Origin of the sequence: Solibacillus sp. FSL R5-0691 (genome assembly GCF_037974225.1) — a bacterium.
GTDB lineage: Bacteria > Bacillota > Bacilli > Bacillales_A > Planococcaceae > Solibacillus.
The window spans coordinates 1,865,873-1,886,578 of record NZ_CP150231.1; the positions used below are offsets into that span (position 1 = coordinate 1,865,873).

At 36.0% G+C, this 20,706-nt stretch carries 24 protein-coding genes and 1 tRNA gene; 7 read left to right on the top strand and 18 right to left on the bottom strand.

All coding sequences use genetic code 11. The features are described 5' to 3' along the window. Positions 1-52: 52 nt before the first annotated feature. Complete coding sequence (locus MKY51_RS09190; protein WP_339171204.1) at positions 53-847, bottom strand: N-acetylmuramoyl-L-alanine amidase; 795 nt, start codon at positions 845-847, stop codon at positions 53-55. Between the two features lie 187 nt (positions 848-1,034). On the opposite strand from MKY51_RS09190, the gene MKY51_RS09195 reads away from it, so the two are divergent. Next, complete coding sequence (locus MKY51_RS09195; RefSeq protein ID WP_339171206.1) at positions 1,035-1,964, top strand: EamA family transporter; 930 nt, start codon at positions 1,035-1,037, stop codon at positions 1,962-1,964. A 522-nt stretch (positions 1,965-2,486) separates the two neighbouring features. On the opposite strand, the gene MKY51_RS09200 is transcribed toward MKY51_RS09195, so the two are convergent. Further along, a complete protein-coding gene (locus tag MKY51_RS09200; protein WP_339171208.1) occupies positions 2,487-3,506 on the bottom strand; it encodes a serine hydrolase in 1,020 nt (339 codons plus the stop codon). Between the two features lie 222 nt (positions 3,507-3,728). After that, entirely contained in the window at positions 3,729-5,216 is a 1,488-nt protein-coding gene (locus MKY51_RS09205; RefSeq protein ID WP_339171211.1) for an S-layer homology domain-containing protein, read from the bottom strand. Between the two features lie 262 nt (positions 5,217-5,478). Between MKY51_RS09205 and MKY51_RS09210 the strand changes: the two genes are divergently transcribed. Continuing rightward, on the top strand, positions 5,479-6,162 hold the full coding sequence (locus tag MKY51_RS09210) for a VOC family protein (RefSeq protein ID WP_339171213.1): 684 nt from the start codon (positions 5,479-5,481) through the stop codon (positions 6,160-6,162). A gap of 28 nt (positions 6,163-6,190) precedes the next feature. Here MKY51_RS09210 and MKY51_RS09215 read toward each other — a convergent pair whose 3' ends face one another. The 8 genes from MKY51_RS09215 to MKY51_RS09250 all read right to left on the bottom strand — a co-directional run bounded on the left by MKY51_RS09215 (position 6,191) and on the right by MKY51_RS09250 (position 10,864). Then, positions 6,191-6,760 (bottom strand): AAA family ATPase, encoded by a 570-nt coding sequence (locus MKY51_RS09215; RefSeq protein ID WP_339171215.1) that lies wholly within the window; start codon positions 6,758-6,760, stop codon positions 6,191-6,193. Between the two features lie 104 nt (positions 6,761-6,864). Next, positions 6,865-7,080 carry a hypothetical protein gene (locus MKY51_RS09220; protein WP_339171218.1) on the bottom strand — a complete coding sequence of 72 codons (216 nt, stop codon included), beginning with the start codon at positions 7,078-7,080 and terminating at the stop codon, positions 6,865-6,867. A gap of 58 nt (positions 7,081-7,138) precedes the next feature. Then, positions 7,139-7,672, bottom strand: coding sequence for a hypothetical protein (locus MKY51_RS09225; protein ID WP_339171220.1), 534 nt, complete (start codon positions 7,670-7,672; stop codon positions 7,139-7,141). 122 nt (positions 7,673-7,794) lie between these two features. After that, complete coding sequence (locus MKY51_RS09230; protein ID WP_339171222.1) at positions 7,795-8,151, bottom strand: DUF3139 domain-containing protein; 357 nt, start codon at positions 8,149-8,151, stop codon at positions 7,795-7,797. Positions 8,152-8,186: 35 nt separating this feature from the next. Further along, positions 8,187-8,378, bottom strand: a complete 192-nt coding sequence (locus MKY51_RS09235; RefSeq protein ID WP_339171224.1) for a DUF6366 family protein — start codon at positions 8,376-8,378, stop codon at positions 8,187-8,189. A 30-nt stretch (positions 8,379-8,408) separates the two neighbouring features. After that, a complete protein-coding gene (locus tag MKY51_RS09240) occupies positions 8,409-9,008 on the bottom strand; it encodes a protein kinase (protein ID WP_339171227.1) in 600 nt (199 codons plus the stop codon). Between the two features lie 82 nt (positions 9,009-9,090). Beyond that, positions 9,091-9,450: a DUF4440 domain-containing protein gene (locus MKY51_RS09245; protein WP_339171230.1), complete on the bottom strand. Its 360-nt coding sequence runs from the start codon at positions 9,448-9,450 to the stop codon at positions 9,091-9,093. A 151-nt stretch (positions 9,451-9,601) separates the two neighbouring features. After that, positions 9,602-10,864: a M48 family metallopeptidase gene (locus tag MKY51_RS09250; protein ID WP_339171232.1), complete on the bottom strand. Its 1,263-nt coding sequence runs from the start codon at positions 10,862-10,864 to the stop codon at positions 9,602-9,604. A 160-nt stretch (positions 10,865-11,024) separates the two neighbouring features. On the opposite strand from MKY51_RS09250, the gene MKY51_RS09255 reads away from it, so the two are divergent. Both MKY51_RS09255 and MKY51_RS09260 read left to right on the top strand, forming a co-directional pair. Further along, on the top strand, positions 11,025-11,246 hold the full coding sequence (locus tag MKY51_RS09255) for a hypothetical protein (protein WP_339171234.1): 222 nt from the start codon (positions 11,025-11,027) through the stop codon (positions 11,244-11,246). Positions 11,247-11,354: 108 nt separating this feature from the next. Then, a tRNA-Val gene (locus MKY51_RS09260) sits at positions 11,355-11,427 on the top strand. Between the two features lie 124 nt (positions 11,428-11,551). Here the strand turns inward: MKY51_RS09260 and MKY51_RS09265 are convergent. After that, entirely contained in the window at positions 11,552-11,731 is a 180-nt protein-coding gene (locus MKY51_RS09265) for a hypothetical protein (RefSeq protein ID WP_339176679.1), read from the bottom strand. Between MKY51_RS09265 and MKY51_RS09270 the strand changes: the two genes are divergently transcribed. Then, on the top strand, positions 11,685-12,389 hold the full coding sequence (locus MKY51_RS09270; RefSeq protein WP_339171237.1) for an MBL fold metallo-hydrolase: 705 nt from the start codon (positions 11,685-11,687) through the stop codon (positions 12,387-12,389). The two genes, MKY51_RS09265 and MKY51_RS09270, sit on opposite strands and share 47 nt — an antisense overlap. A gap of 262 nt (positions 12,390-12,651) precedes the next feature. Here the strand turns inward: MKY51_RS09270 and MKY51_RS09275 are convergent, their stop codons facing one another. Next, positions 12,652-13,155, bottom strand: coding sequence for a hypothetical protein (locus MKY51_RS09275; protein WP_339171239.1), 504 nt, complete (start codon positions 13,153-13,155; stop codon positions 12,652-12,654). Between the two features lie 252 nt (positions 13,156-13,407). Then, on the bottom strand, positions 13,408-14,244 hold the full coding sequence (locus MKY51_RS09280) for a hypothetical protein (protein WP_339171242.1): 837 nt from the start codon (positions 14,242-14,244) through the stop codon (positions 13,408-13,410). A gap of 334 nt (positions 14,245-14,578) precedes the next feature. Here MKY51_RS09280 and MKY51_RS09285 point away from each other — a divergent pair, with 334 nt between their 5' ends. Then, on the top strand, positions 14,579-14,731 hold the full coding sequence (locus MKY51_RS09285) for an SDR family NAD(P)-dependent oxidoreductase (protein WP_339176603.1): 153 nt from the start codon (positions 14,579-14,581) through the stop codon (positions 14,729-14,731). Positions 14,732-14,872: 141 nt separating this feature from the next. Here the strand turns inward: MKY51_RS09285 and MKY51_RS09290 are convergent, their stop codons facing one another. Further along, positions 14,873-16,447 (bottom strand): YcdB/YcdC domain-containing protein, encoded by a 1,575-nt coding sequence (locus MKY51_RS09290; RefSeq protein ID WP_339171245.1) that lies wholly within the window; start codon positions 16,445-16,447, stop codon positions 14,873-14,875. 92 nt (positions 16,448-16,539) lie between these two features. Between MKY51_RS09290 and MKY51_RS09295 the strand changes: the two genes are divergently transcribed. After that, positions 16,540-17,010, top strand: a complete 471-nt coding sequence (locus MKY51_RS09295) for a hypothetical protein (RefSeq protein ID WP_339171246.1) — start codon at positions 16,540-16,542, stop codon at positions 17,008-17,010. 116 nt (positions 17,011-17,126) lie between these two features. Here MKY51_RS09295 and MKY51_RS09300 read toward each other — a convergent pair whose 3' ends face one another. The 3 genes from MKY51_RS09300 to MKY51_RS09310 all read right to left on the bottom strand — a co-directional run bounded on the left by MKY51_RS09300 (position 17,127) and on the right by MKY51_RS09310 (position 20,367). Beyond that, positions 17,127-18,134, bottom strand: a complete 1,008-nt coding sequence (locus MKY51_RS09300; protein ID WP_339171247.1) for an IS1595 family transposase — start codon at positions 18,132-18,134, stop codon at positions 17,127-17,129. Positions 18,135-18,197: 63 nt separating this feature from the next. Further along, positions 18,198-18,617 carry a sigma-70 family RNA polymerase sigma factor gene (locus MKY51_RS09305; protein WP_339171250.1) on the bottom strand — a complete coding sequence of 140 codons (420 nt, stop codon included), beginning with the start codon at positions 18,615-18,617 and terminating at the stop codon, positions 18,198-18,200. Between the two features lie 514 nt (positions 18,618-19,131). After that, positions 19,132-20,367 carry a Spo0B domain-containing protein gene (locus MKY51_RS09310; RefSeq protein ID WP_339171252.1) on the bottom strand — a complete coding sequence of 412 codons (1,236 nt, stop codon included), beginning with the start codon at positions 20,365-20,367 and terminating at the stop codon, positions 19,132-19,134. Positions 20,368-20,706: the final 339 nt, after the last annotated feature.

Consider the following 20,706-nt stretch of genomic DNA (forward strand, 5'->3'; position numbering starts at 1 on the left):
GTTCCATCCTTTCGGTAATTTCACTACATTAGTCGAATTAAGGGATAAAAGGTTACATATTCGAGTTATTTTTTTGGTATTGCAATGTTGTGAGTGCAATATAATCGTATAGCATTAGTGTGCCAGCATCAAATTTTTCCAACCATAATGGCTGAAATACGCCCATCTGAGCACCTTGTTTAAGTTGTGCACGTACAGCTACTTTATCATTAAAAATGGCTTCCACTTTTTGCTGTAATGCTTTACTCGTAATTGCTTGCGAATCCAGTGCTGGTGTCGGCGCCGGTTTTACTGGTGGTGCCGGTGTTGGTGGTGTCGTATTCGGAAAATAGCTTTTTAAGGTCTCGGCAATTGCTTCAATTATTTGGTCTTTATTTGCCCTGTATAACTTTACATCTTGCTCAGAATTAACAAAACATACTTCTATGAGAATGGCTTTTTTCGTTGTACCATTTAAAAAAGCCAGATCCTTACGCTGTTTTGCTCCGCGGTTTTTAAACTTTCCTGCTTTCGCAATTTCGGTGCTCATCTTTTGCGCAAATGTTGAAATAGCCGGATTCACATAAAGCACTTCTGTCCCGATTCCATCTTTTTGCTGTGTAGGCGCGGAATTAAAATGAATGCTTACATCAAGCTCTCGTTGTGATGCATTATGCTGCTTCACTAAATACGTTAAATTTTGCTGCTGGTTTTTAGATTGCTTATCAATAATTACATTGACCTTCACGCCTTTTTGCTGCAATTTTTTACCGAGTTCCTGCACAAGCAAGGCAGTCTCCTCTCCTTCATTCATATAACCTGAGGCGCCTGTCCCCTTTCCGTAATGACCTGCACTAATTGTTAACATTGTAATTCACCTCCTTTTACTATCTATATGTCCTTTTATTTGACGAAAAAGGGACATTGCGGTCTTTTTGTTATATTAAAATAGTAGTGGCCTTCACTTATTAAATGGGGTGGTGCAAATAGCGATATAGCATTTTGAATAATAATTCGATACAATGAAGTAATTATACATAATGTGAGGATTTAAAATGAAAAACAAACGAATGATTGGCTTTTTATTAGTAGTGAGCGGCAGTTTCTTCTGGGGTATCGGCGGAACAATGGCACAACAACTGTTTTCTCTTGGTATTGAAGTGAACTGGCTTGTGTCCACACGCCTTGTCATTGCCGGTATTCTGCTATTAATTGCCCAGGCAATATTTAAAGATCGGGGACAAATTTTGCAGATTTGGCGGGAAAAATGGGCTGCTTTCCGCTTGCTCGTTTTCGCGATTATTGGAATGCTCGGGGTTCAGTACACATATATGGCTTCGATTAAAGAAGGTAATGCAGCAGTTGCAACATTATTACAGTACATGGCACCGGTTATGATTATAATTTGGGTGACGGTACGTGGCATATCCAGGTTTACGAAAAAAGATGCGGTAACAATTGTGCTAGCTCTTGGCGGAAGCTTCTTTTTATTAACGAACGGCTCCCTTTCTGCATTTGCCGTCCCTCTCCCTTCAATTATTTGGGGATTATTATCTGGTGTGACGCTAGCGTTCTATACGCTTTACGTCATTCCACTATTAAAGCGCTTCGATTCACTTGTCGTTGTCGGTTGGGCGATGTTCCTAGCCGGATTGACGATGAGTTTTGTACAGCCGCCATGGAATGTGGATATTTCGGTATGGACAGGCGCAACGGTCTTTTATTTGGTTGTCGTCATTATTTTCGGCACCATGCTGGCCTTCTGGTTTTACATTGAAAGTCTTCAAACTCTTACCGCTAAAGAAACGAGCCTGCTCGGTAATATTGAACCGCTGACTGCCGTATTGGCAACAGTTTTATGGCTGAAGGAACCGTTCGGAAGTTTCCAGTGGCTCGGTTCATCGCTTATTTTGGTAATGATGGTTTACATAGCGTTGAAGGCGGATCGTGAGAAGGTAGTTGAGGTTGACGCGGTCGAGGGTTGATATAAGAAGTGTCCGCATACGGGTGTGCGGGCACTTTTTTTATGGGGTGGGGAGAGTTTTGGCGAAAACTTCCGCAGAATTCGGAAAATCGGTTGTAACTGATGATTTGTCCGGGAAATAGTGGGGTGTGCTGAAGGGTTGTGACTTTTATTAGAACATTAGCGGCTATTATTAGAACAGTTAGACTGGATATTAGAACAAATTGAAAGGTTATTAGAAAATCTAGGTGTATCGTACGCTTTTGAGAGATATTCCCCGCAATATCGAGGCTAATTGGATAACAGCTAGTTTTTATTAGAACAAATGATGCGGTTATTAGAACATGTGAGAGTGATATTAGAACATCTATGAAGGATATTTGAACATTTTAATGAGTTATTAGAACATCGATCGATTATATTAGAATTTCGACATTTTATTAGAACTTTTCACAATTTATTAGAAGAACCGCGCCAGATATTAGAAAACCATGCCCCTAACAATATATAAAAACCAACTAGCCTCAGCTAGTTGGCTCCCATTCTATCTCTTTTCAATTTCCTTAAAGACGTCAAAAGCGCCTTCACTTTTGTTCGAACAAACCACACTAACCATACCGCTTTCCGGATAATAGGCAGAATGAAAACTAACGCCAGGATCATAGCCCATTACATGGTACTTAAAAATATTGTCTTCTTTCGTGTCAATCCATACCCCATAACCGTAAAAGCGATCAAAATGATTATCGGTATGAATATAAGGCGTTAATAATTGCTTTGTCATTGCTTCACTTAAAAGTTCATACTTCATTAAAGCTTGCCAGAAACGATGCATGTCCTCCACCGTAACAAAAGCACCGCCGTCCGCACCGCCTTTAACTGGTACAGAATAAATATTGGATTTCCATTTGCCGTTTTCTTCATCAATATAGCCAAGTGCCGTATTTGAAGGCAGTGCATCCAGTTCAAAGTATCCTGATTGCTCCATTCCCGCACACTTGAAAATATTTTCCGTTACATACTCGTCAAAGCCATGACCGCTCAATTGTTCAACGACAAGACCGAGCAGTATATAGCCTGCATTATTGTAGTGGAAGTGCTCGCCCACTTTTAACTTCATCGCTTCATGCTGGAATAAAGGTAAAAAATCACGGCCATTTCGCATTAAATACATTGGCTGATTCACCCATAATTCTGCAAAATCATCCATAACTTCTTCGTCAAAGTAATCTGGGATCCCCGCTGTATGGGTTAACAAATGATGAATAGTGATTTCCTCATCAAAAAGGGGAAATGGAATATCCAAAATATCGGATAACTTTGATTCAAATGAAAGCTGCCCCTTTTCTACAAGCAGGCAAATCGCTACGGCTGTAAAGATTTTGCACCCGGAGGCGATCCCGAATCGTGTTAAGTCGTTATTTAAAATACGATGGGTACGATTCGCAAAACCGTTACTAGAGTGGTACAACAGATCATTTCTGCATTTCACTACTACATTGCCTGAAAAGTCAATTTCATTCATCACTGCTATCATTTTTTCTTTTAACATATTCATTTTCATCTTACTTCCCTTCATTTTGAATGATTTCAGATAAAAACTGGTTAACGATTTTTCCCTAATGATATTTTCGGGATAACAAAACTTGGCAATTTCATTTTAGCATAGGCCCAAACAAAATGGAGCGCCATATAATAGACTATCGATTAACTTTTTAGTTTACATAAAATGCTTATTGTACGAAAAAAAAGCAGGCATATAAAATACGCCCACCTGCTTAAAAACTTAATAATTTGGCATTAAGTTTCGGTTAATCGTAACATTTACAATGGAACCGATGTGGCCAACATTTACAGTGACACCTAACCAAACATTGTTTACACATTCATTTTCGCTAAAACATTCTCGTTCGGTGACGGTCTTTTCGAAATCAACAGAAATATAACCGTTTTCACCAGTCGCTTTAGCACGGAACACATTCGTCCCGGGATCTCTTGTTACAATGGCGATTTGTTCCGCATCTTTTGTTTGAATTATATGTTTTCCGATATCAAAATTCTCTTTGAATTTAAATACCGTTTCCCGTTGTTCTTTTAACGTCCGAATATCATAATAAATGCTGGATTTGTTTGGTTTCGCTTCAATTCCATAGCGCACGAATTTTCCCCCGGTAAATCGCACTGTCGCAATATATTGACCCGGATTATCAATGACAATACAGCCCCCATTCGTACCGCATTGTTCAAACGCTACGTTATCTGAAAGGTTCTCACCTTCCATTGTTTCAAGCGAAATGTTCTGAACAGTATCATTTAAAGGCTCATTCATTGAATTTTCGTAAAACCATAAAGTCGCAACGGTAGGCAATGAATCTTCGGTTTGTTCCAGCGCTAGCTCCAATTTCCCATTTTCCTTTTTCATATGGACATAATATTTTTTATATAGTTCACTACCATCTTTAACTCCTGAAATAACAAGTGTACTTGTCCCCTCTTTTAAAGGAATAAGCTGAATCAGATCACCAGAATAACCTGTCGGCAAATATTTCCCTTTTACTAATAATCCTTCATAGAAATGTGAATCGATTGCATCCGCTTCTATTCTACTAATCTGGTCAAATCCAAGCTCGCTTGCCTCCAGCGTAACCATCTTTGGTTTTGCCTCTTCCGTTGCTTTCAACATTTTGGCTGCCTGGCCTCTTGTAATAAAAGCATTGGGGCTGAATGTATTTGGTGTCGTACCAGTCGTGATGCCCAGCTTGTAAATAATAAAAATATTTAAACCATGCGAAGTGTAGTTAACGTCTTTGAATAGTATTTCATTACTATTGTAATCATAGCGAGGTAAATCAAACGCTTTGACAAGAATCGAAGCCATCTGTCCACGCTTAATCGGATCATTCGGACCGTAACGCCCATCTCCATAGCCATTAATAATTCCTTGTTCAGCTAAAGCGGCAATAGCCTTATAATAACCGTTTGCTGTCGACACATCTTTAAATTTAGGGTCTTTCACATTAGCTGTATCCAATTTAACCATTTTCGCAATAATTGCCGCTGCTTGTCCCCGTGTTATAGAGTTACCCGGTTTAAATGTACCATCCGGGTAGCCACCCAAAATATTGCGCTCGGCCAAATCATATACTGCTTCGGCAAAATACTTTGAAGCCGGTACATCTGAAAATTGCTTCGTGCTTGCAGCTGATGCTTCCGTTAAAGGTAAGCTACATGCGAATATAATTGCGCCAAATGCTGCCAGAATTCTTTTTTTCATTGATTAGCTCCCTTTCTTTTTAAGTTGGGTTTCTTTATATTAGAAAACCTTTTTTATCTTATATTATTTTACATTATTATCTTTATTTAGCCAGATTAATAATGAAAAAATAAACTTTATATGTACTAACTCATCAAAATTAGAGTGAAAGATAAAAAATTAATTCACTGAAAATGAACGAAAATTCAGACCATTTAACGATTCTTATTTGATGAATACATGGTAACTTAAACTTATTACAGATTGAGAGAAGGAAAATTTTATGAATATTGAACATGTAACGATGTACGCTTCTAACTTTGAAGCCACAAAACAATTTTATATAGCCAAACTGGAATTCCCTCTACATTCAGAAGAGTCGGATCGCTTTACAATACTTGTGGGTGGTACTGCAGTTACTTTCACCAAGGCCCCATTGAATAAAAAACCATTCTACCATTTTGCTTTTGATATCCCTTCAAATCAGTTTGAAGAAGCAAAAGCATGGACAAAAGGAAAAGTTACATTATCAAAAGAACAAGGTGAAGATGAAGTTTACTTTGAAGGTATTGACGCGAAATCCATCTATTTTGAGGATCCTGCAGGAAATATAGTCGAATTTATTTGCCGTCTTTCGGATGCAAAGCAAAATACAACACCGTTTAACGCTTCATCGCTTCAAAAAGTGTCGGAGATGAGTATTGTGGTGAAGGATAAATTAAAATCAGCATCAGTGTTTCACGAGGTTTCAATTTTTGAACGGGACCATAAAGAAATCTCGGCAGAAGGGTTAACATTTATGGGCGCAAGGGAAGATGCATCCTATCTTTTGTTTGTTAATGAAGGCCGCACATGGTTCTTCTCAAATAAGAAGGCTGAAGTTTTCCCGTTAGAGGTTTTATTAACGGATGGAGTATTACTGAAAATAGACGGGAAACTGGAATTGGTGAGTTCGAATCGGGATTAAATCTCTTCTTAATCCAACGAGCTTGGCTCTACAAGCTCGTTTGGGCGATATGTATTATACTTTGTATCACTAAATCGATATCCTTTTCTTCGTTAATTACAAACAAATAGTCGGCCTCGTTTTCTGAAGGATCTACTATTTCTTCTTTTAGAGATTCTAGATTTTGCTTAATAAGCAATTCTTCAAAATTTGTAATTGGACCTCTAAATATAGCTGTACTTCTTGCACTATGTTTGATTCTGGAATGGAGTACCTCATCTGATAGATTAAAGTGAACCAATATCCGGACAAAGGCTGTTGGTGGGTATACTTCCTGAAGTAAATATTCTCGACCATTAATGCTTCGATTCGAGTTGCAAATAATAAAATGATAATCTGTATGTGCTTTGGCATAATCGACAATTAACTTAGAGAGCGCATGTTTAAGGATATTGGGTCCTTCATCCCTTTGCAGCTTCTTATAAATAGTATTTAGAAATTCAGCGTGGTTGTCCTGATCGATCACAATCGAATTTCTTAATTGATTTTCTAAAGCATAAGCAAATGTAGTTTTTCCGGAATGAGTTTTGCCCACTGTCATAATTACTAATCTTTTCATAGCTAAAATTCCTTTCAATATTATTTCCCTCGATACTTGCATAAAATCCCAATAATTTTTATAGAAAAAAGCATTACCCCTATCAAGGTAATGCCTATTTCAAATCAAAAGTTATCATTATTTTTTTGACGCATCAGCTGAATTAACTGATCGATTTTTTCATTTTTTTCCTGATCCAATTTTTGTTTCATATCCATAAATTTAATTGCTTTTACAATAAAATAAATTACAAAAATAATAATCACTAAGTTAAATAGCATCGGTAACAATCCGATTAACGCAAACAAGCCAATACCACCGCTATCATACATCATTTCCATCACCATCACTCCATCCCAATATACTCTATTAATATACCATTAAATGGATTTGACTGTGCTAATTTTTTTGCAGTTCAATAAAAAATATGTTATTTTTTCTAGCTATTTGGTAGATTTCCCTTTTCTCTTCATAGAGGAAATGGTTGTTTAATGGAATTCGAATTGAGTTACCGTCATTTGCCTTAAAGTTGTATTCTTCATATCTACCGGTATCATCTTGGTAGTACTCAAGCGCCACTTCTTTAATTTCAGTCCATTCAAACGATTTTCCCTCAAATAAATTATGCGATACAATTTTTTCTTTGCCTATATATGTATAGCTCAAAACCGATAAATAAAAAACAAAAATACCGCCTGCCACGAACACAGCTAACAGGCTATAAGTGAATTTATTTTGCTTAATAAGTGGGATAATAAATCCGACAAATAATAATAAACTTGCAGCTAGAACTAGATCGAAATTCAAACGATGCGGAAAAAGGACGATAACTGATGGATCATATAAAAATGTTTGAACATAGAAAACAGGAAAGATGAGTCTAATAAAAGGCAAGCTGATAAGTACAAATCCCGCAAGTGCCAATAAAATCAAACGAGGTGAGTATTTAATTGAAATGGTAATACCCCCTTAATAAAAATCATTTAAGGTTATATTACCAAAACATTTCTTCAATACTTTTTTATATGCCTAAAAGAATAATTGATCGATTACGATTAATTATTCGAACCGTTTGGATCATAATTGCGTAAATCCTCTTTCGTTATTCCTTTGAATTTATTATCAATTATTTGATATTCGAACTGCAGGACTCTATCATGTGCAAAGTAAACATATTCAATATAAGGTTCATTTGTAAAGGTTACAACTACATAAAACTTAGGCAACTTAAATCCATAAACACCTTCCACCGATGCTATTTCACTTTCATCATATTCCATTTCATTCACAAGATAGTCCGTAACTCTATTTGCATAAATGTGTTCATTCGCTTTAATATAAATAAACCGAGCGAGTATGATACCTAGCACAAAAATAAGAAATATTAAAACAACTTTAAATTTTTTTGGCATATTTATACCTCCACGACATATATACGAATGCTTCTTTAATTGAAAAATGCTAAATAAATTACAATGGCGATAATGATTATAAAAATAAGGATTCCTGTCCTTTTCCACCCTAAATCCCCGATTAAATCTTGAAGGCCCCCACCGTGCATTGCTGCCGGGTTTCTCTTTAATTCTTGCTGTCTTAATCGTTCTCTTCTTGCTTCTGGAGTTTCTTGTTCTTTATTCATTTTTAATTCCTCCTGCAACACCAAATAAAATTAGTAATCTTTCCCGCAAGTAGTACATCGATGATCTGCATCATTTTCGCCATACATCCGAAGTTCCTTTTTTACGTTACAAACACGGCACTTTTCAAATCGTATTTGAGGCAATGTCCCCGCTTCTGCTAATGGTACCCATTGTTCTTCATACAAATTTTTAGTCATCCCATAGTCGATTAAAACAAGATTTCCCTCTTCATCTAATCCGTAATTTCCGCTATCTTTAAAATCAAAGCCGTCGAGTTCTTGATCAATAATCTGGATTGCGGTTTTTAAATCTTTCGTTATTCTGCGGTCTTTCTCCAAATCGATATCGTATGAGCAATGATTGTTTAATGGGAGTTGCTCAAAAAGAGGCTGAACGACATAGTTCTCACTCAAAAAAAGAATGGGCGCAAGATGTTTTTCCAGACCCTGCATTTCCAAGAATTTGTACATTTCAAACTCATTTTTACTTTGGGCATACCCGATCGGATGTAAAAAAGTTTTTATGACAATGTCTTCAAAACGATAAACTTTTCTCGTTGAGCCGATTCCGATCATTTCAGCTTGTTTAAGCATGTTTTCTATGTTCTGTACTACTTTGGAAATATTCATTTCTCCATCTCCATCTTCTCTATGTAATTAGTTCCCGCTAAAAATTAAGCGCTAATTCTTTTAAAAGAATAGCGCTTGAAAACTAATGTGGAATTTTTGTTCCTTGATGGAATTGCATCTTCCAGTGTCCTTCGACTAATTTCCAAATTGAACTCCTTAGTGAATGCTGATTATTAAGCTCATTATAAATTCGATACGTGGCAAGTACGATCTCTTCAGATAAAGAATGTATTTCAAAATCACTCATTGTCATTTGTACGATTCCAAGCGTCGCTTCGTTAATCTCCTGATCTTTGTACAACACTTTCCCTGAGCTTCCAAATTCAAAAAAATCGTCAGAAAGTAAGCTTGTTAGCTCCTCTTTCGATGTCCGAATTTCAGGTAACAACAACTTGTTTTCAAGATGAAATATATTTCTTTCTAATGCTAATTTATTCGCCACTTTCCTACCACCTTTCAATCCAAAGTATTGTATATAGTACGATCCTAATCTACCAATGAAATACTAGGTGATTGGCAGCCATAGGAGTAGGTGCTAAATCCCAAATAATAGAAACACTTATAGATATAGGAAACTAATTATACATGTTTTTTTAATCCTCATCAATTTCTTCTGCAATGTTATTGATTCTTTCCAACATTGGCGGATGAGTATAGCGGAACCATTTCACAAGCGCCGGCGGATTCACTTCACTAAGACCGGCTTTCGTCAGCTGTTGAAACGATGAAATTGCTGCTTCAGGATTTTCCACAAGCTCTATCGCAAATTCATCAGCACGGTTTTCCTGATAACGTGAAATCGCATTGGACAATGGGCTAGAGAAGAATAGTAAAAAGGATGAGATTATTAAAAATAACGGCAATGAATTCAAATTGCCCATTTCTTTAATTTTCAGGATCGATCCGTAACGGTGAATTATCCTAGGCATGATTTTTGCGATCAGCCAAAGTCCAATGAGCGTCATCAATAAATAGACCGCGATATTAATATAAATATCCTTCAACAAATAATGCCCCATCTCATGTGCCATGATAAACAGGATTTCATCATGTGTTAACCGGTTTAACGTCGTATCCCACAGCACAATCCGTGAATTATCGCCGATTCCAGTCACATAGGCATTTAAAGCATTTGTTTTCTCCGACATATTCACTTCAAACACATGGTCAGATGGGATATCTGCCTCCTCTGCCAAAGTTAGAATTTTCGTCTCTAACTCCTTGTCTGTTAACGGAGAAAAATCATTGTAGATCGGATCGATGACGACAGGTTGAATAAACATCAGGAAGATTGAAAACGGTACTGTTAAAGCCCATGCATAAAGCCACCATTTTTTAGGACTTTTTCTAATTAGCCAGTAAAGAACCGCTATGATGATGACCGACATCCCAAAATCCAGCCAAAAATCGATAATATTTTCCCGCATCCATGAAAAAAAAATTTGTGTACTGATTCCATAGCTTTTACTAAGCGTATAACGGTAATAATCCAGTGGAAATTGGAGGATGAATATCAGCAAAGACAGGAAAAACAGATACATTGCTGTTCTGAAAATGGACCATTTAAATTGTTCAGCACTCCATTTTTCGAACAGACGTGATATACCCGTAATTAAAATAACGAAGTAAAGCAGCCATTCCAATGGCGTCGTAATAAAGAACAGGAAATTCCTTGTCTTTGATAATTCTTCACTTAGCAGCAGCTCCTGTGTTGTAAGAAAAGTGCTTGGGTCAGCTGCTGTTCCTTGAAGAGCGGCTGGAATTCCACTATTTTGTCCAAGGAAAAAATACAGATACATTGCCACTACATACAGACCAAATCCAATGACAGCCATTAAACCCCATTTTTTTGTCATTCCTTTTACACCTCAATTCATTCGTTACCATATCCTATTATTGAAATGCGGAAATCATTTCTCCCAAGTTGATCAATCTCAATTTTTGATGGTTCTATCCATCTTGGAATCTTCATAAATTGACTCAATCTAAAATCGAAGAAACAAGGAGCGTTTAACCATGTTGTTTGCTGTTCATTATTTGGAAAATAATACGCCTGTTCTAAGTCAGTGTTTAGAACGTATTCCTGATGTAGATGAGGATTTAAAAATAAAAGGTCGTAAAGGAAAAGTTGTAAATGTCGTGCAAATCGAAGAAAGTAAATACCACGTCCATGTCGTTCTAGAAAAAGTAATTAAAAAGCAAGATCTATTAAAAGACGATAAAAAGAAAAGACGTTGACCTAAGGAGAATTTGCCGAAAATAAAAGTAAAAATATAACAATTCCCTATATACCTCTCCCTCTGTGAATGCTATACTAACTGGTAAGAACATTTTGTTTCTTATCCCGGTCTTGTAGCTCAGTTGGGAGAGCACCACCTCGACAAGGTGGGGGTCGCAAGTTCGAGACTTGTCGAGACCATCATTTTAAGTGCCCGTAAACGTTGTTATATCAACGTTTACGGGCTTTTCCTTTTTGAGAGACTTTCTACTTTACGCCTGATTTTTTGGATTTGTCCGCAATTTGTCCGCAGGATTTTTTCCAATTATTTAGCGTTACTTTGGATAGCATTGTGAAAAATGTCTGCAATGTCATTATCTGCATTCGGCAATAGGTGTGCATAAAACTCTAATGTGATTTTAGGGTTTGCGTGACCTAATCGCTTTGAAATTTTAACGATGTCTACACCAAAACTAAATGTACCCCCAATTAAATATGTGGTCATTACCCACGCACATTGGGATCATTTCCTTGGCATGAATGAATTTGATGCAACAGTTATCGTGAACAGCCAAACAAATGAATTGTTGAAAGTATGGCAAAATTACGCATTTGATGATAGTTCACTCGAAACGTACGCACAGTCTAAAGTGATGAGCGAAAAATGTATCGAGATAATTCAAGCAGAAATACCAAATCGAGATCACTTTCATTTAAACGCTCCCCATATCATCTTTGAAAAAACGCTAACGCTTGATTTAGGAAATAAAATTTGTGTACTTGAAAAGATCAATAGTACGCACTCGGAAGATGCTACAATCATTTATGTTCCTGATGAGAAAGTCCTTTTCTTAGGGGATTGTGTATATGGAACAACTAAAAAGTCTTTATTCCACTATAACCAATCACTATTAATACCTATGATTGAAGATGTTCAAAAATATCATGCAGAAGCATTCCTTCTTGGACATGAATCGATTTGTGATTTGGAAGAAATGACGACTTTTTGGAGAGATTTAAAAGCTGCAAGTAAAGCGGTTAATTCTTCTTCATTAGAAGAGGCACTAGAGTCCTTCAAGTTAGAAAATAATAGAACACCAAGTGATGATGAGTTATTTTTTATTAAAGCATTTGTAAATGACTATATTATTCAATCACTTTAATTTGATAAAAGAATGAATCACGTAACCAATGGTCACTTCATAAAGTAGTCATTGGTTATTCTTTTGAAGAATATGTTATTTTCATTATAATAATTAGCACTAATTCTTTTTACAGAATAGCGCCCTTTAATGGAATAACTTACTTAATTTTTATTGAACTACCAAAAATGCCCCGTAAAAATTAGTTTAGTGTGCGTCTAACTTTTACGGGCATTTCAACTTTATAGGTGCTTTCTTTTATAAGTTCTAACACGTCGTCCCTTTATTCTTCTGCTGTTTCTGCGGCTTCTAATGCTTTAATGGAATCGAGAATATCAGTGTTTGTTGCTTTACGTGGAGCTGTTGGAAAAACATCATTCGTTGGTAATGATACAATTGGTTCTCCATTTTCTTCTTCTATATGTATAGTCGTTACATCCTTATCTCCTTGTACAATAATTGTGTAATATTCATCCGATTTAGGATATTCTTCTAATGGCTCTTTAATTAAAGTCGTTTCTTGCAGCAACTTTAAAAATTGTTCGAAATCCTCTCCGAAAAGGGCAATTTGTTCCGCAACTTTATCGAAATTTTCATTATATTTATCGATATAAATTCCGTTATACGAACCAGTTAAAGTATCTGCGAGATCAAGCGTTTCGTCTTGTACATTCGTGTTTTGTTCTGTATTCGTATTCTGTTCTGCATTTGGTGAAGCATTTTCTTGTACTGATGAACAGGCAGTTAATAAAAATAATGCCAATCCTGCTGTATATATTTTCTTCAATTTCCTAATACCTCCTTGAAATATTACCACTTTACCATTTACACATTTTTCAGTCAAAAAGATGATGAATTTAGTCCATTTTAAATAAATAAAGCACTTTTTTTGTTCAAGAAAAGCGCCCATATAACGGAAAAGCGCGTTCATCTTATTGAAGAATCGCGCCTGATTGCTGAACATCGCCTTAGGATATAAACAAATTACATTTAGCTTACATAAATCCAATTTATATTTAAATTACGCTAGGTAGAACAGTTAGTCTTCGTCAAGTAGATTAATCCAAATACCACCACCGCTTACAGTAACATAATAGTTAATTTCGGTACCTTCAGTATTTTCAAAGCGGATGAAAGTAGTACCATCCTGTTTTGCTGTCAAAGTGGCATGGTTGTCATCTGTCATCTCTATCATGACAATGGTCTCATCCTCCATCGAGTAAGTCCAACTTCCCTCCTCAAGAAATATTTCCTCTGTCTTATCTGGTCCAGTAAATAGACCAAAAACAATAAGTGCCGTAGCTAAGACCGAAAGAGCCGCAATGCGATGCTTTTTATTATCTAGTAAAACAAATATGAAGAAAATCGCTAAGCCAAGGGCAAATACAGCACTGAGGAGATGATTCGGAAAATTTGTCATTGCAGCTCTGAAATAATCGACGCTAGCGTAAGCAAGATAACCTGTTGCCACGGATAAAACTAGAACGCTAAGCCAGTTTTTCTTTTTAAGTTGGAATGCTATCACAGCACCTGGCAGGGTCAGAAGTGTGATTTTAAACCAGTAATCATAGTAGCGGAATATCTCCCACCCTTGCGCGTAAAACGGCACCTCAATTAAATAGATTAGAGGCTGGCTAACAAGGAAGAACACGAAGCATTTAAGTGCTGCTTCCCACCACTTTTCGCAGTTCACAATAATGAATACAGCAAAAAGAATCCACCAGTCAACATAAATAGCGATATCTTGAAATGAGGTATCTTTTAAAAATGACACCTGATTGATAAGTGCGGTATATACCGCTGTAATAACAGCTAAAAGAAATACTCTCGACCAAGTCATATTCAATTGACCGAAGTATTTTTTTAATTTATCCATGATTTCTCCTCTATTCTAAAACCTATCGAAATCCCAAAAGGCTTGTTTTTTTTAAGTTTTATTAAACGTTAAAAACTTTATTTTGTCTATATTTAGTTAGAAAAATTATAAGGGATTTAAATATTCAATCTACACACAATGGGACTCTTTAAGTGAATAAAGGGCATTGTCCATTCCCAAAAGTACTTTTGAGACAAACGTTTTGGTATATTTTCTGTAACAAAAGCGATGTTCCCATTGCTCAAAAATTCTGCTTCCGGAAGAATTGTTAATCTTTCCAGACGGATTAGGTTCCTTTACCTTGAATTCAGACCCAGCTTCGGAATTCTATAATGTGAATTCCCTCGTCAACAATAGTTCTAAATCAGCTGTAAATGCTTTAACCGTTTTCTTTGCTAAAGAATTAAGAGATTCTCCTATTAAAATCAACTCAGTTTGCCCGGGATTTACAGCTACCGATTTAAATGGTAACAGTAGCTATCGTTAAGTCGAACAAGCGAGAAACATTAAAAATGCACGAATGTTGTTAAATCAACATTCCGTGCATTTTTTATGGACATTGGTTATGATCAAGAAATGTGCCCAGATTGTTGCATAAGGGTTGTATCAAATCTAACCATTTAATTGGTTAGATTAAACTATAAATAATCTCTCCGCTTTCCGCATTAATCCCTTTTATAAAAGTACCATCCGCCATCTGAATGCGGTAAATAAGGCGCATTTCGTTCTCATCCTGCTCTGTTTTTCCGAACACCCTATCCCACTCCAGTTGAACTTTCAAGCCTTTTAGCGGCAGCAAATCTTTTATCGGCTTAATTGCTTTTAGCTCAAACTTTTCGATAAATTCTACTGCAATATTCGCTGCTGAGAACATCAAAATAGCGCCTGTTTTTTTACAAATATTTATATGGAAAAATTCATTTTCAACGAATAATCCATCTTTATGCACTACAAATCGGAAAAAGGCGCGGTTTTTCTCCAGATCTCCTTCCTCTTTCACCTCTACATATAAATATGGGGTGTACTCCGGATAGTATGTTTGAATAAAGCGCGCGGCAATTTGTAAGCATTCCTCTTCAGAAAGCTTCGCCTCACCTTCATTTTCCGTTAACCACATGAAACGAACTAAACGCTTCGTCCGTTTATCCACTTTAACTTTTATCCGATTTTCAAACTTACTTTTCATGTAATGCTCGTATGACTTCCCCTCGGAATCTTTCCAGCCTTTAGGACGCCAATTAAGCTCTTCATACGCTTCATCCATGCACATGCTATCTTCTTCATATTGCTCCCATTCCTCATTAATGCCAATAATTTCTTCAATTTTGGCCTTTTTTGGCATCGCTTCTATTTTAGGAAACGGCACATAGCTTGGCGTTGACGCATCGTCATCATCAAGAAACAGTTTGCCTGTCACCGTATCATAGGCCTGCGTTAATCGCTCTGATTCATAAATTGCACATATACCTGACTCTGGAACGGAATCATATTTTTCATTAAAGCTTGCAGCACCAAGTAACCATTCACCTTCGTACAATTTATTTAAAATACGCTCAGTTGGATAAAGCTTCTTTGGCATCTCTGGAGGATTTTCCATATAGCCTGTATATGTGAACTGAATAACCTCACCTGGATTTGTGACTTCAATAACACAATAAAAACCGTCTAATGGAAAACCGCTAACAAGTTGTCCAAACTTAAAGCTTGTACTCGCTTCCTTTTTAGCTTGTTCTATTAATGTATAATACGAAAGTGCTTCCGGGTAATGTACCCGTAGCTGCCGCTGAGCGATTTCAAGCTTCATCTCTTCAGTAATTGGTGCACCTTCTTTTGTGGCACTTCTCGCAAAATCATCAAGTCGGCCTTTTTCATCTAAACGCATAAATACTACTTCATCCTTGCTTGGCCCTTTCCACATGAACGAAGAGATTCCATCCTCTAGATAATTTTCAAGTTCCAGCTCATAGTATACAGGTACATTTCCATATTGCTTAGCTAAATCCAATAACTGTTCTTTTAACATGCGTTTTACATCCTTTTGTCGTAATGGTTTTTGCATCGTTTTCTCTAGCTTCAGGCGTATCGCTTTTCTGCCGCGGTGCAGATGCATTTTAATTGTGTTGTGCGGCTTCCCTAGCATTTCCGCGATTTCCAACACTTTAAAATCATAGGCTGTTTTCTTAAAGTTTGTGGCTCTTTGCAATAGATTCTCTTTTAGAACCTCATTTAATATAGTAACGTCATATATAGAAAGAAAACAATGGTTAATACATTAGAAGGACATGGGGGTAATTTATGAAAAAAATTTTTCTTTTTAGTTTTATTGTAATTTTTGTATTGGCTGGAGTTTTTGGGTTTTATCTATTAGATAACTATCCAGAAATTAAAGCCGAAAAGGTAATTGAAAAATATTATAAAGCGTTCATAAAAGAGGAAAACGATAAAGCATTTGAACAATTAAGGATATACGATACACAGCCAATGAAAGGCACAAAATTATCTAACGAGGAAGCCTTGGAAATTTACTTAGAAAAAATGGAATTTCTTAAAAAGGAAAAATACAAAATCACTGATTTTAAAATTGTAGATGTGGAATACGAGGATGGTCATTCGTTTTGGCATCATTTAGAAGTTGAAGGAGAAATAAACGGGGAGCCGTTTGTAATGAAGGAAAACGCTATTATAGTAGATGGAAAATTAGTTATTGGAAGCAGCGAAGACCCATTTGTAGAGTATAGAGATGGAAAAATGGAAATCGAATTTTAAAAACGAAATTGATGATGGTAAAGTACTATTTACTTAAATACAACACAAACTCGAAATAATCCAAAATGTTAAATTATTACATTTAGACCTCTGATATTTAATATAGAGGTCTTTAATTATGCTCTACGGAACAATTCAACGGTTGTGTAATTGGATTTTTGACATGCTGAAATAAGCATTTGTTCAACGCGTTTATCAAGTGCTAAATGTTTCCCTAATTCAAGCCAACGGAACCAATAGAGGTAGTTATCCAAGTATTTCGTTGCAACTCCTTGAAACCGCTCCATCCAACCTTTTAAGCGATTATGAAAATTATTGACGTGCTGGATGTGATAAATGCCCTTCTTTACACGCTGTTTTTGTCGTTCATTGACAGTTTCGTGTTGCAAACCTTTGATTTTTGCAAACTTTTTATAATTCGTTGCAGTATCAGTACATAACAAAGCAGACGGGTGAATATATCCACCAATCACAGTGTCGATTTCTTCGGCTTTTACACGACCTGTTCCTGCTTTCCGAGCAATCACGCTACCGTTGCGGTCTTGCGCTACGACAACCGCAATTTTGAGATTAGAAATCCCTCTTTTCCCATCTTTTTCCCCACGTTTCTTTGATTTCCTGTGAGTAATTTCAGAGCCTTTCATAGACTCCCGAAAAAAGGTTTCATCACTTTCAACGATACCTTGTAGTTGATTAAAACCAATACTCCCCAATGCAATTAGGATTTTATGTCGCCAATAAAACGCAGTAGAAATGTGTATTTGAAGTTTTTCAGCGATTTTTGGTAGAGTATATCCTTCTATCATTAGTTCAATGTATTTAACCCATTTTTCTGGGTATCGAGAGCCTGAAAATGGCGTGTTCGTCATGTCATTGAACGTTTTCCCACAATCATTACACAGATAGCGTTGTCTTGAACGATATTTACCATTTCGTTTAACCGATGTGCTACCACAATGAACACAACCGAAACCAGAAGCAAATCGGGCTTCACGAATGTTTTTAAGTAGTCTCGTAATTTTATCTGGTTCGTCTGGAAACAAGTCATGTTTCATTGCATTAAACAACGCCAATTGCTCTGATTTTGTTAATTCACTAAAATCCTCATATACGTCTAACCACATATTCTACCGCCTCCTGACAGGATTATATCAACCTTTTAAAAGTATGGTCAAGAAAGCCACAATCTATACGAAAACAGCCAAATCATAAAAATAATGCAATACAATCGCCATTTGGTAATCTTTTTTTAAGCTTTCAATTGCGTTATGTAACTCGCTGTAATCCTCGCTGTTTTCCTGGTCTAATAACTGAAGCTGTTCCATGATTTCTAGCTCTAACAGCTCCGTGCGCTTCTTCTTTTTCATTGCCAAAAAGCTTTCCCGAATCAATATTTTGTATAGCCATGTCGCAAAGTATTTCGGTTCTTTCAGCTGAGGCAGTGCACCGAACGCTTTTATAAACGTTTCCTGCACAATATCTTCCGCATCCTGCTTATTTTTCATATATGCATATGCTTTAGCGAGTAATCTAGGCTTATACATCATCGTTATGTGACAGATCGCCTTTTCATCGCCAGCAAGCGCTTGTTGTATGTACTGATCCATTTCATTCCATCCTACTAACTTAGAGTAAGGTTTTAGCATAAAGGTTTCATTTCGTGAAATATTTTTTAAGCTCATAATTTTATCGTGAAAATGTTCGAGTTCATTAAAAACTAGTTCCCAAGCAGTTCTTAAAAAAGAGGACGTTCTTAAATTATATGGTCCGTTTGCTGAATAAAGCAAAGGTCAAATTTAAGTACTTATATCCTTGCGGTGAAATTAATGATTTAACAGAACTGATTACTTTTGAATAGAGGACAGCATTGGGGCTGGACTTTTTCACTTTTCTTAATTGCTCCATTAGTTTTGACTCTAAGGAAATTTATCTCTAAAGCAGCTTTATAAAAAACCTTCACACCTCCTACTAAAAAACCTTCGAAATGTTAATGTACTAACACTTTGAAGGTTTTTTTCGTTTCCTATATATCACGATAAACACTACTTTAAAAGCTTATTTCCACTAAAAAAGGCTATGGTACATTTTATTATTTGAATTTTTACCATAACCTTTTTCTATTTACTTAATAGGGATTTTCACAATCGCTGTTGTCTCTTTTTCGTTTATTGTATCAAGTGTAATCGTTCCATTGTATTTATTAATTGTTTCTTTAACAATAAACAAACCTTGTCCTCTAACTCTTCCTTTCTCTACCTTTTTCGTTGAGTAGCCTTGTTTAAAAATTTGATTTATGTCAGGTAGCTTTCGCCCAGCGTTCGTAATCGAGAACGTATAATATAACTCGTCCGCTTTACAGCTAACTGTAATTTTACGTAGTTCCTCTGGCAACTCCATTGTTGCTTCTATCGCATTATCAATTATGTTCGATAATATATTGATTAAATCAATCGTTTTTATGTTATCAAATGGATTATCATCAACGGTTATCTGTATATCAATTTGTTGATTTTGACATGTTAATTTTTTTGTTTGCAGTAATATCGCTAATCCTGGGTGATCAAGATTCAATTTAATGGATTCAATTGTCTGTATGTCTTTAGACAAAGAATCGACATACTTTGTCGCTTGATCTACCTCACCTATATGCAGAAAGCCATGTAAAACCTGGATATGATTAATATAATCGTGCCTAAATGATGAGACAGAAGCAATTAACGTTTTAATTTCCTTTTGATACGTATCCTCCGTATTTCCAACTTCTTTTTGATACCACTTTTGTAAAAGTAAGAAAGAAATAATAACAATAATAACAAAAAGTCCACTGAGTACTAATAGAAAAATATTACTGTTAATAACTGTTTTTTTAATCCCGTCAAGTGTTTCCGAACTAATATCAATGCCAAGGTAGCTAATGATTTCCCCTTTTTCATTCATAATAGGCGTCCCAACCGTTATATAATGATGACCATAATTCGTATCTTCCAGGATCCCTGTTACAAATTGCTTTCCTTCCTCATACGCTAATTTCACTTGGGCTTCCGGTACAGTACACCCTTCACCTATTGGAAAATCATTTGGATTATCCTTGTTTTTAGGTTCACCTACAATTAAAGCTTTCGATGTTGTAGGATTGTCTATTTCCATAGTATAGACGTATAATACACCTAGTTTTTCTCGGGCATCATTCAAATAATGTCGTATTGTCCAATAATCTTCATCACGATTCCGTTCTTTTAAAAATCGCTCATACGTTTCCAGATCAATCGCCTTTGCAATGGATTTGGCAGCTTCAAGATTTTGGTTAGCAATCGCATCTTCCACTGTATCTCCAATCTTTATATAGGAAGTATACATACTTATTCCCATAAAGAATATGACTAATACTATAGATAACACTATTATCAGCTTTAATTTAAAACGTTTCATATCAAAACACTCTTCCTTACTATTAAATACATATTTTGCTTGTAAATTAAAAAAATAAATATTTTCCTAAACTTGAAATAGCCCATCCCACCGATTGATGAAATAAGGGCGATTCCATTTAATTTCTTTATTCTTTGTACCATTGAAAAATATTTTAATACAATTTAGTCCTTACCTTTCAATTAGTAAGCTGTAATAAAATCTATAATTATTACTATTAATTAGATATAAAGGAACAACAAACAGTATAAATGTTCTAAATCCTTT

Bases quoted from the DNA above. Each gene is read 5' to 3' on its own strand.
- MKY51_RS09305 (WP_339171250.1), bottom strand. From the start codon at position 18,617: ATGGATCAGTACATACAACAAGCGCTTGCTGGCGATGAAAAGGCGATC.
- MKY51_RS09240 (WP_339171227.1), bottom strand. From the start codon at position 9,008: ATGAATATTTCCAAAGTAGTACAGAACATAGAAAACATGCTTAAACAA.
- MKY51_RS09270 (WP_339171237.1), top strand. From the start codon at position 11,685: ATGTCTACACCAAAACTAAATGTACCCCCAATTAAATATGTGGTCATT.
- MKY51_RS09250 (WP_339171232.1), bottom strand. From the start codon at position 10,864: ATGACAAAAAAATGGGGTTTAATGGCTGTCATTGGATTTGGTCTGTAT.
- MKY51_RS09265 (WP_339176679.1), bottom strand. From the start codon at position 11,731: ATGACCACATATTTAATTGGGGGTACATTTAGTTTTGGTGTAGACATC.
- MKY51_RS09235 (WP_339171224.1), bottom strand. From the start codon at position 8,378: ATGAATAAAGAACAAGAAACTCCAGAAGCAAGAAGAGAACGATTAAGA.
- MKY51_RS09310 (WP_339171252.1), bottom strand. From the start codon at position 20,367: ATGTATACTTCCTATATAAAGATTGGAGATACAGTGGAAGATGCGATT.
- MKY51_RS09295 (WP_339171246.1), top strand. From the start codon at position 16,540: ATGAAAAAAATTTTTCTTTTTAGTTTTATTGTAATTTTTGTATTGGCT.
- MKY51_RS09195 (WP_339171206.1), top strand. From the start codon at position 1,035: ATGAAAAACAAACGAATGATTGGCTTTTTATTAGTAGTGAGCGGCAGT.
- MKY51_RS09300 (WP_339171247.1), bottom strand. From the start codon at position 18,134: ATGTGGTTAGACGTATATGAGGATTTTAGTGAATTAACAAAATCAGAG.
- MKY51_RS09280 (WP_339171242.1), bottom strand. From the start codon at position 14,244: ATGGATAAATTAAAAAAATACTTCGGTCAATTGAATATGACTTGGTCG.
- MKY51_RS09215 (WP_339171215.1), bottom strand. From the start codon at position 6,760: ATGAAAAGATTAGTAATTATGACAGTGGGCAAAACTCATTCCGGAAAA.
- MKY51_RS09190 (WP_339171204.1), bottom strand. From the start codon at position 847: ATGTTAACAATTAGTGCAGGTCATTACGGAAAGGGGACAGGCGCCTCA.
- MKY51_RS09210 (WP_339171213.1), top strand. From the start codon at position 5,479: ATGAATATTGAACATGTAACGATGTACGCTTCTAACTTTGAAGCCACA.
- MKY51_RS09205 (WP_339171211.1), bottom strand. From the start codon at position 5,216: ATGAAAAAAAGAATTCTGGCAGCATTTGGCGCAATTATATTCGCATGT.
- MKY51_RS09255 (WP_339171234.1), top strand. From the start codon at position 11,025: ATGTTGTTTGCTGTTCATTATTTGGAAAATAATACGCCTGTTCTAAGT.
- MKY51_RS09230 (WP_339171222.1), bottom strand. From the start codon at position 8,151: ATGCCAAAAAAATTTAAAGTTGTTTTAATATTTCTTATTTTTGTGCTA.
- MKY51_RS09200 (WP_339171208.1), bottom strand. From the start codon at position 3,506: ATGAAAATGAATATGTTAAAAGAAAAAATGATAGCAGTGATGAATGAA.
- MKY51_RS09220 (WP_339171218.1), bottom strand. From the start codon at position 7,080: ATGGAAATGATGTATGATAGCGGTGGTATTGGCTTGTTTGCGTTAATC.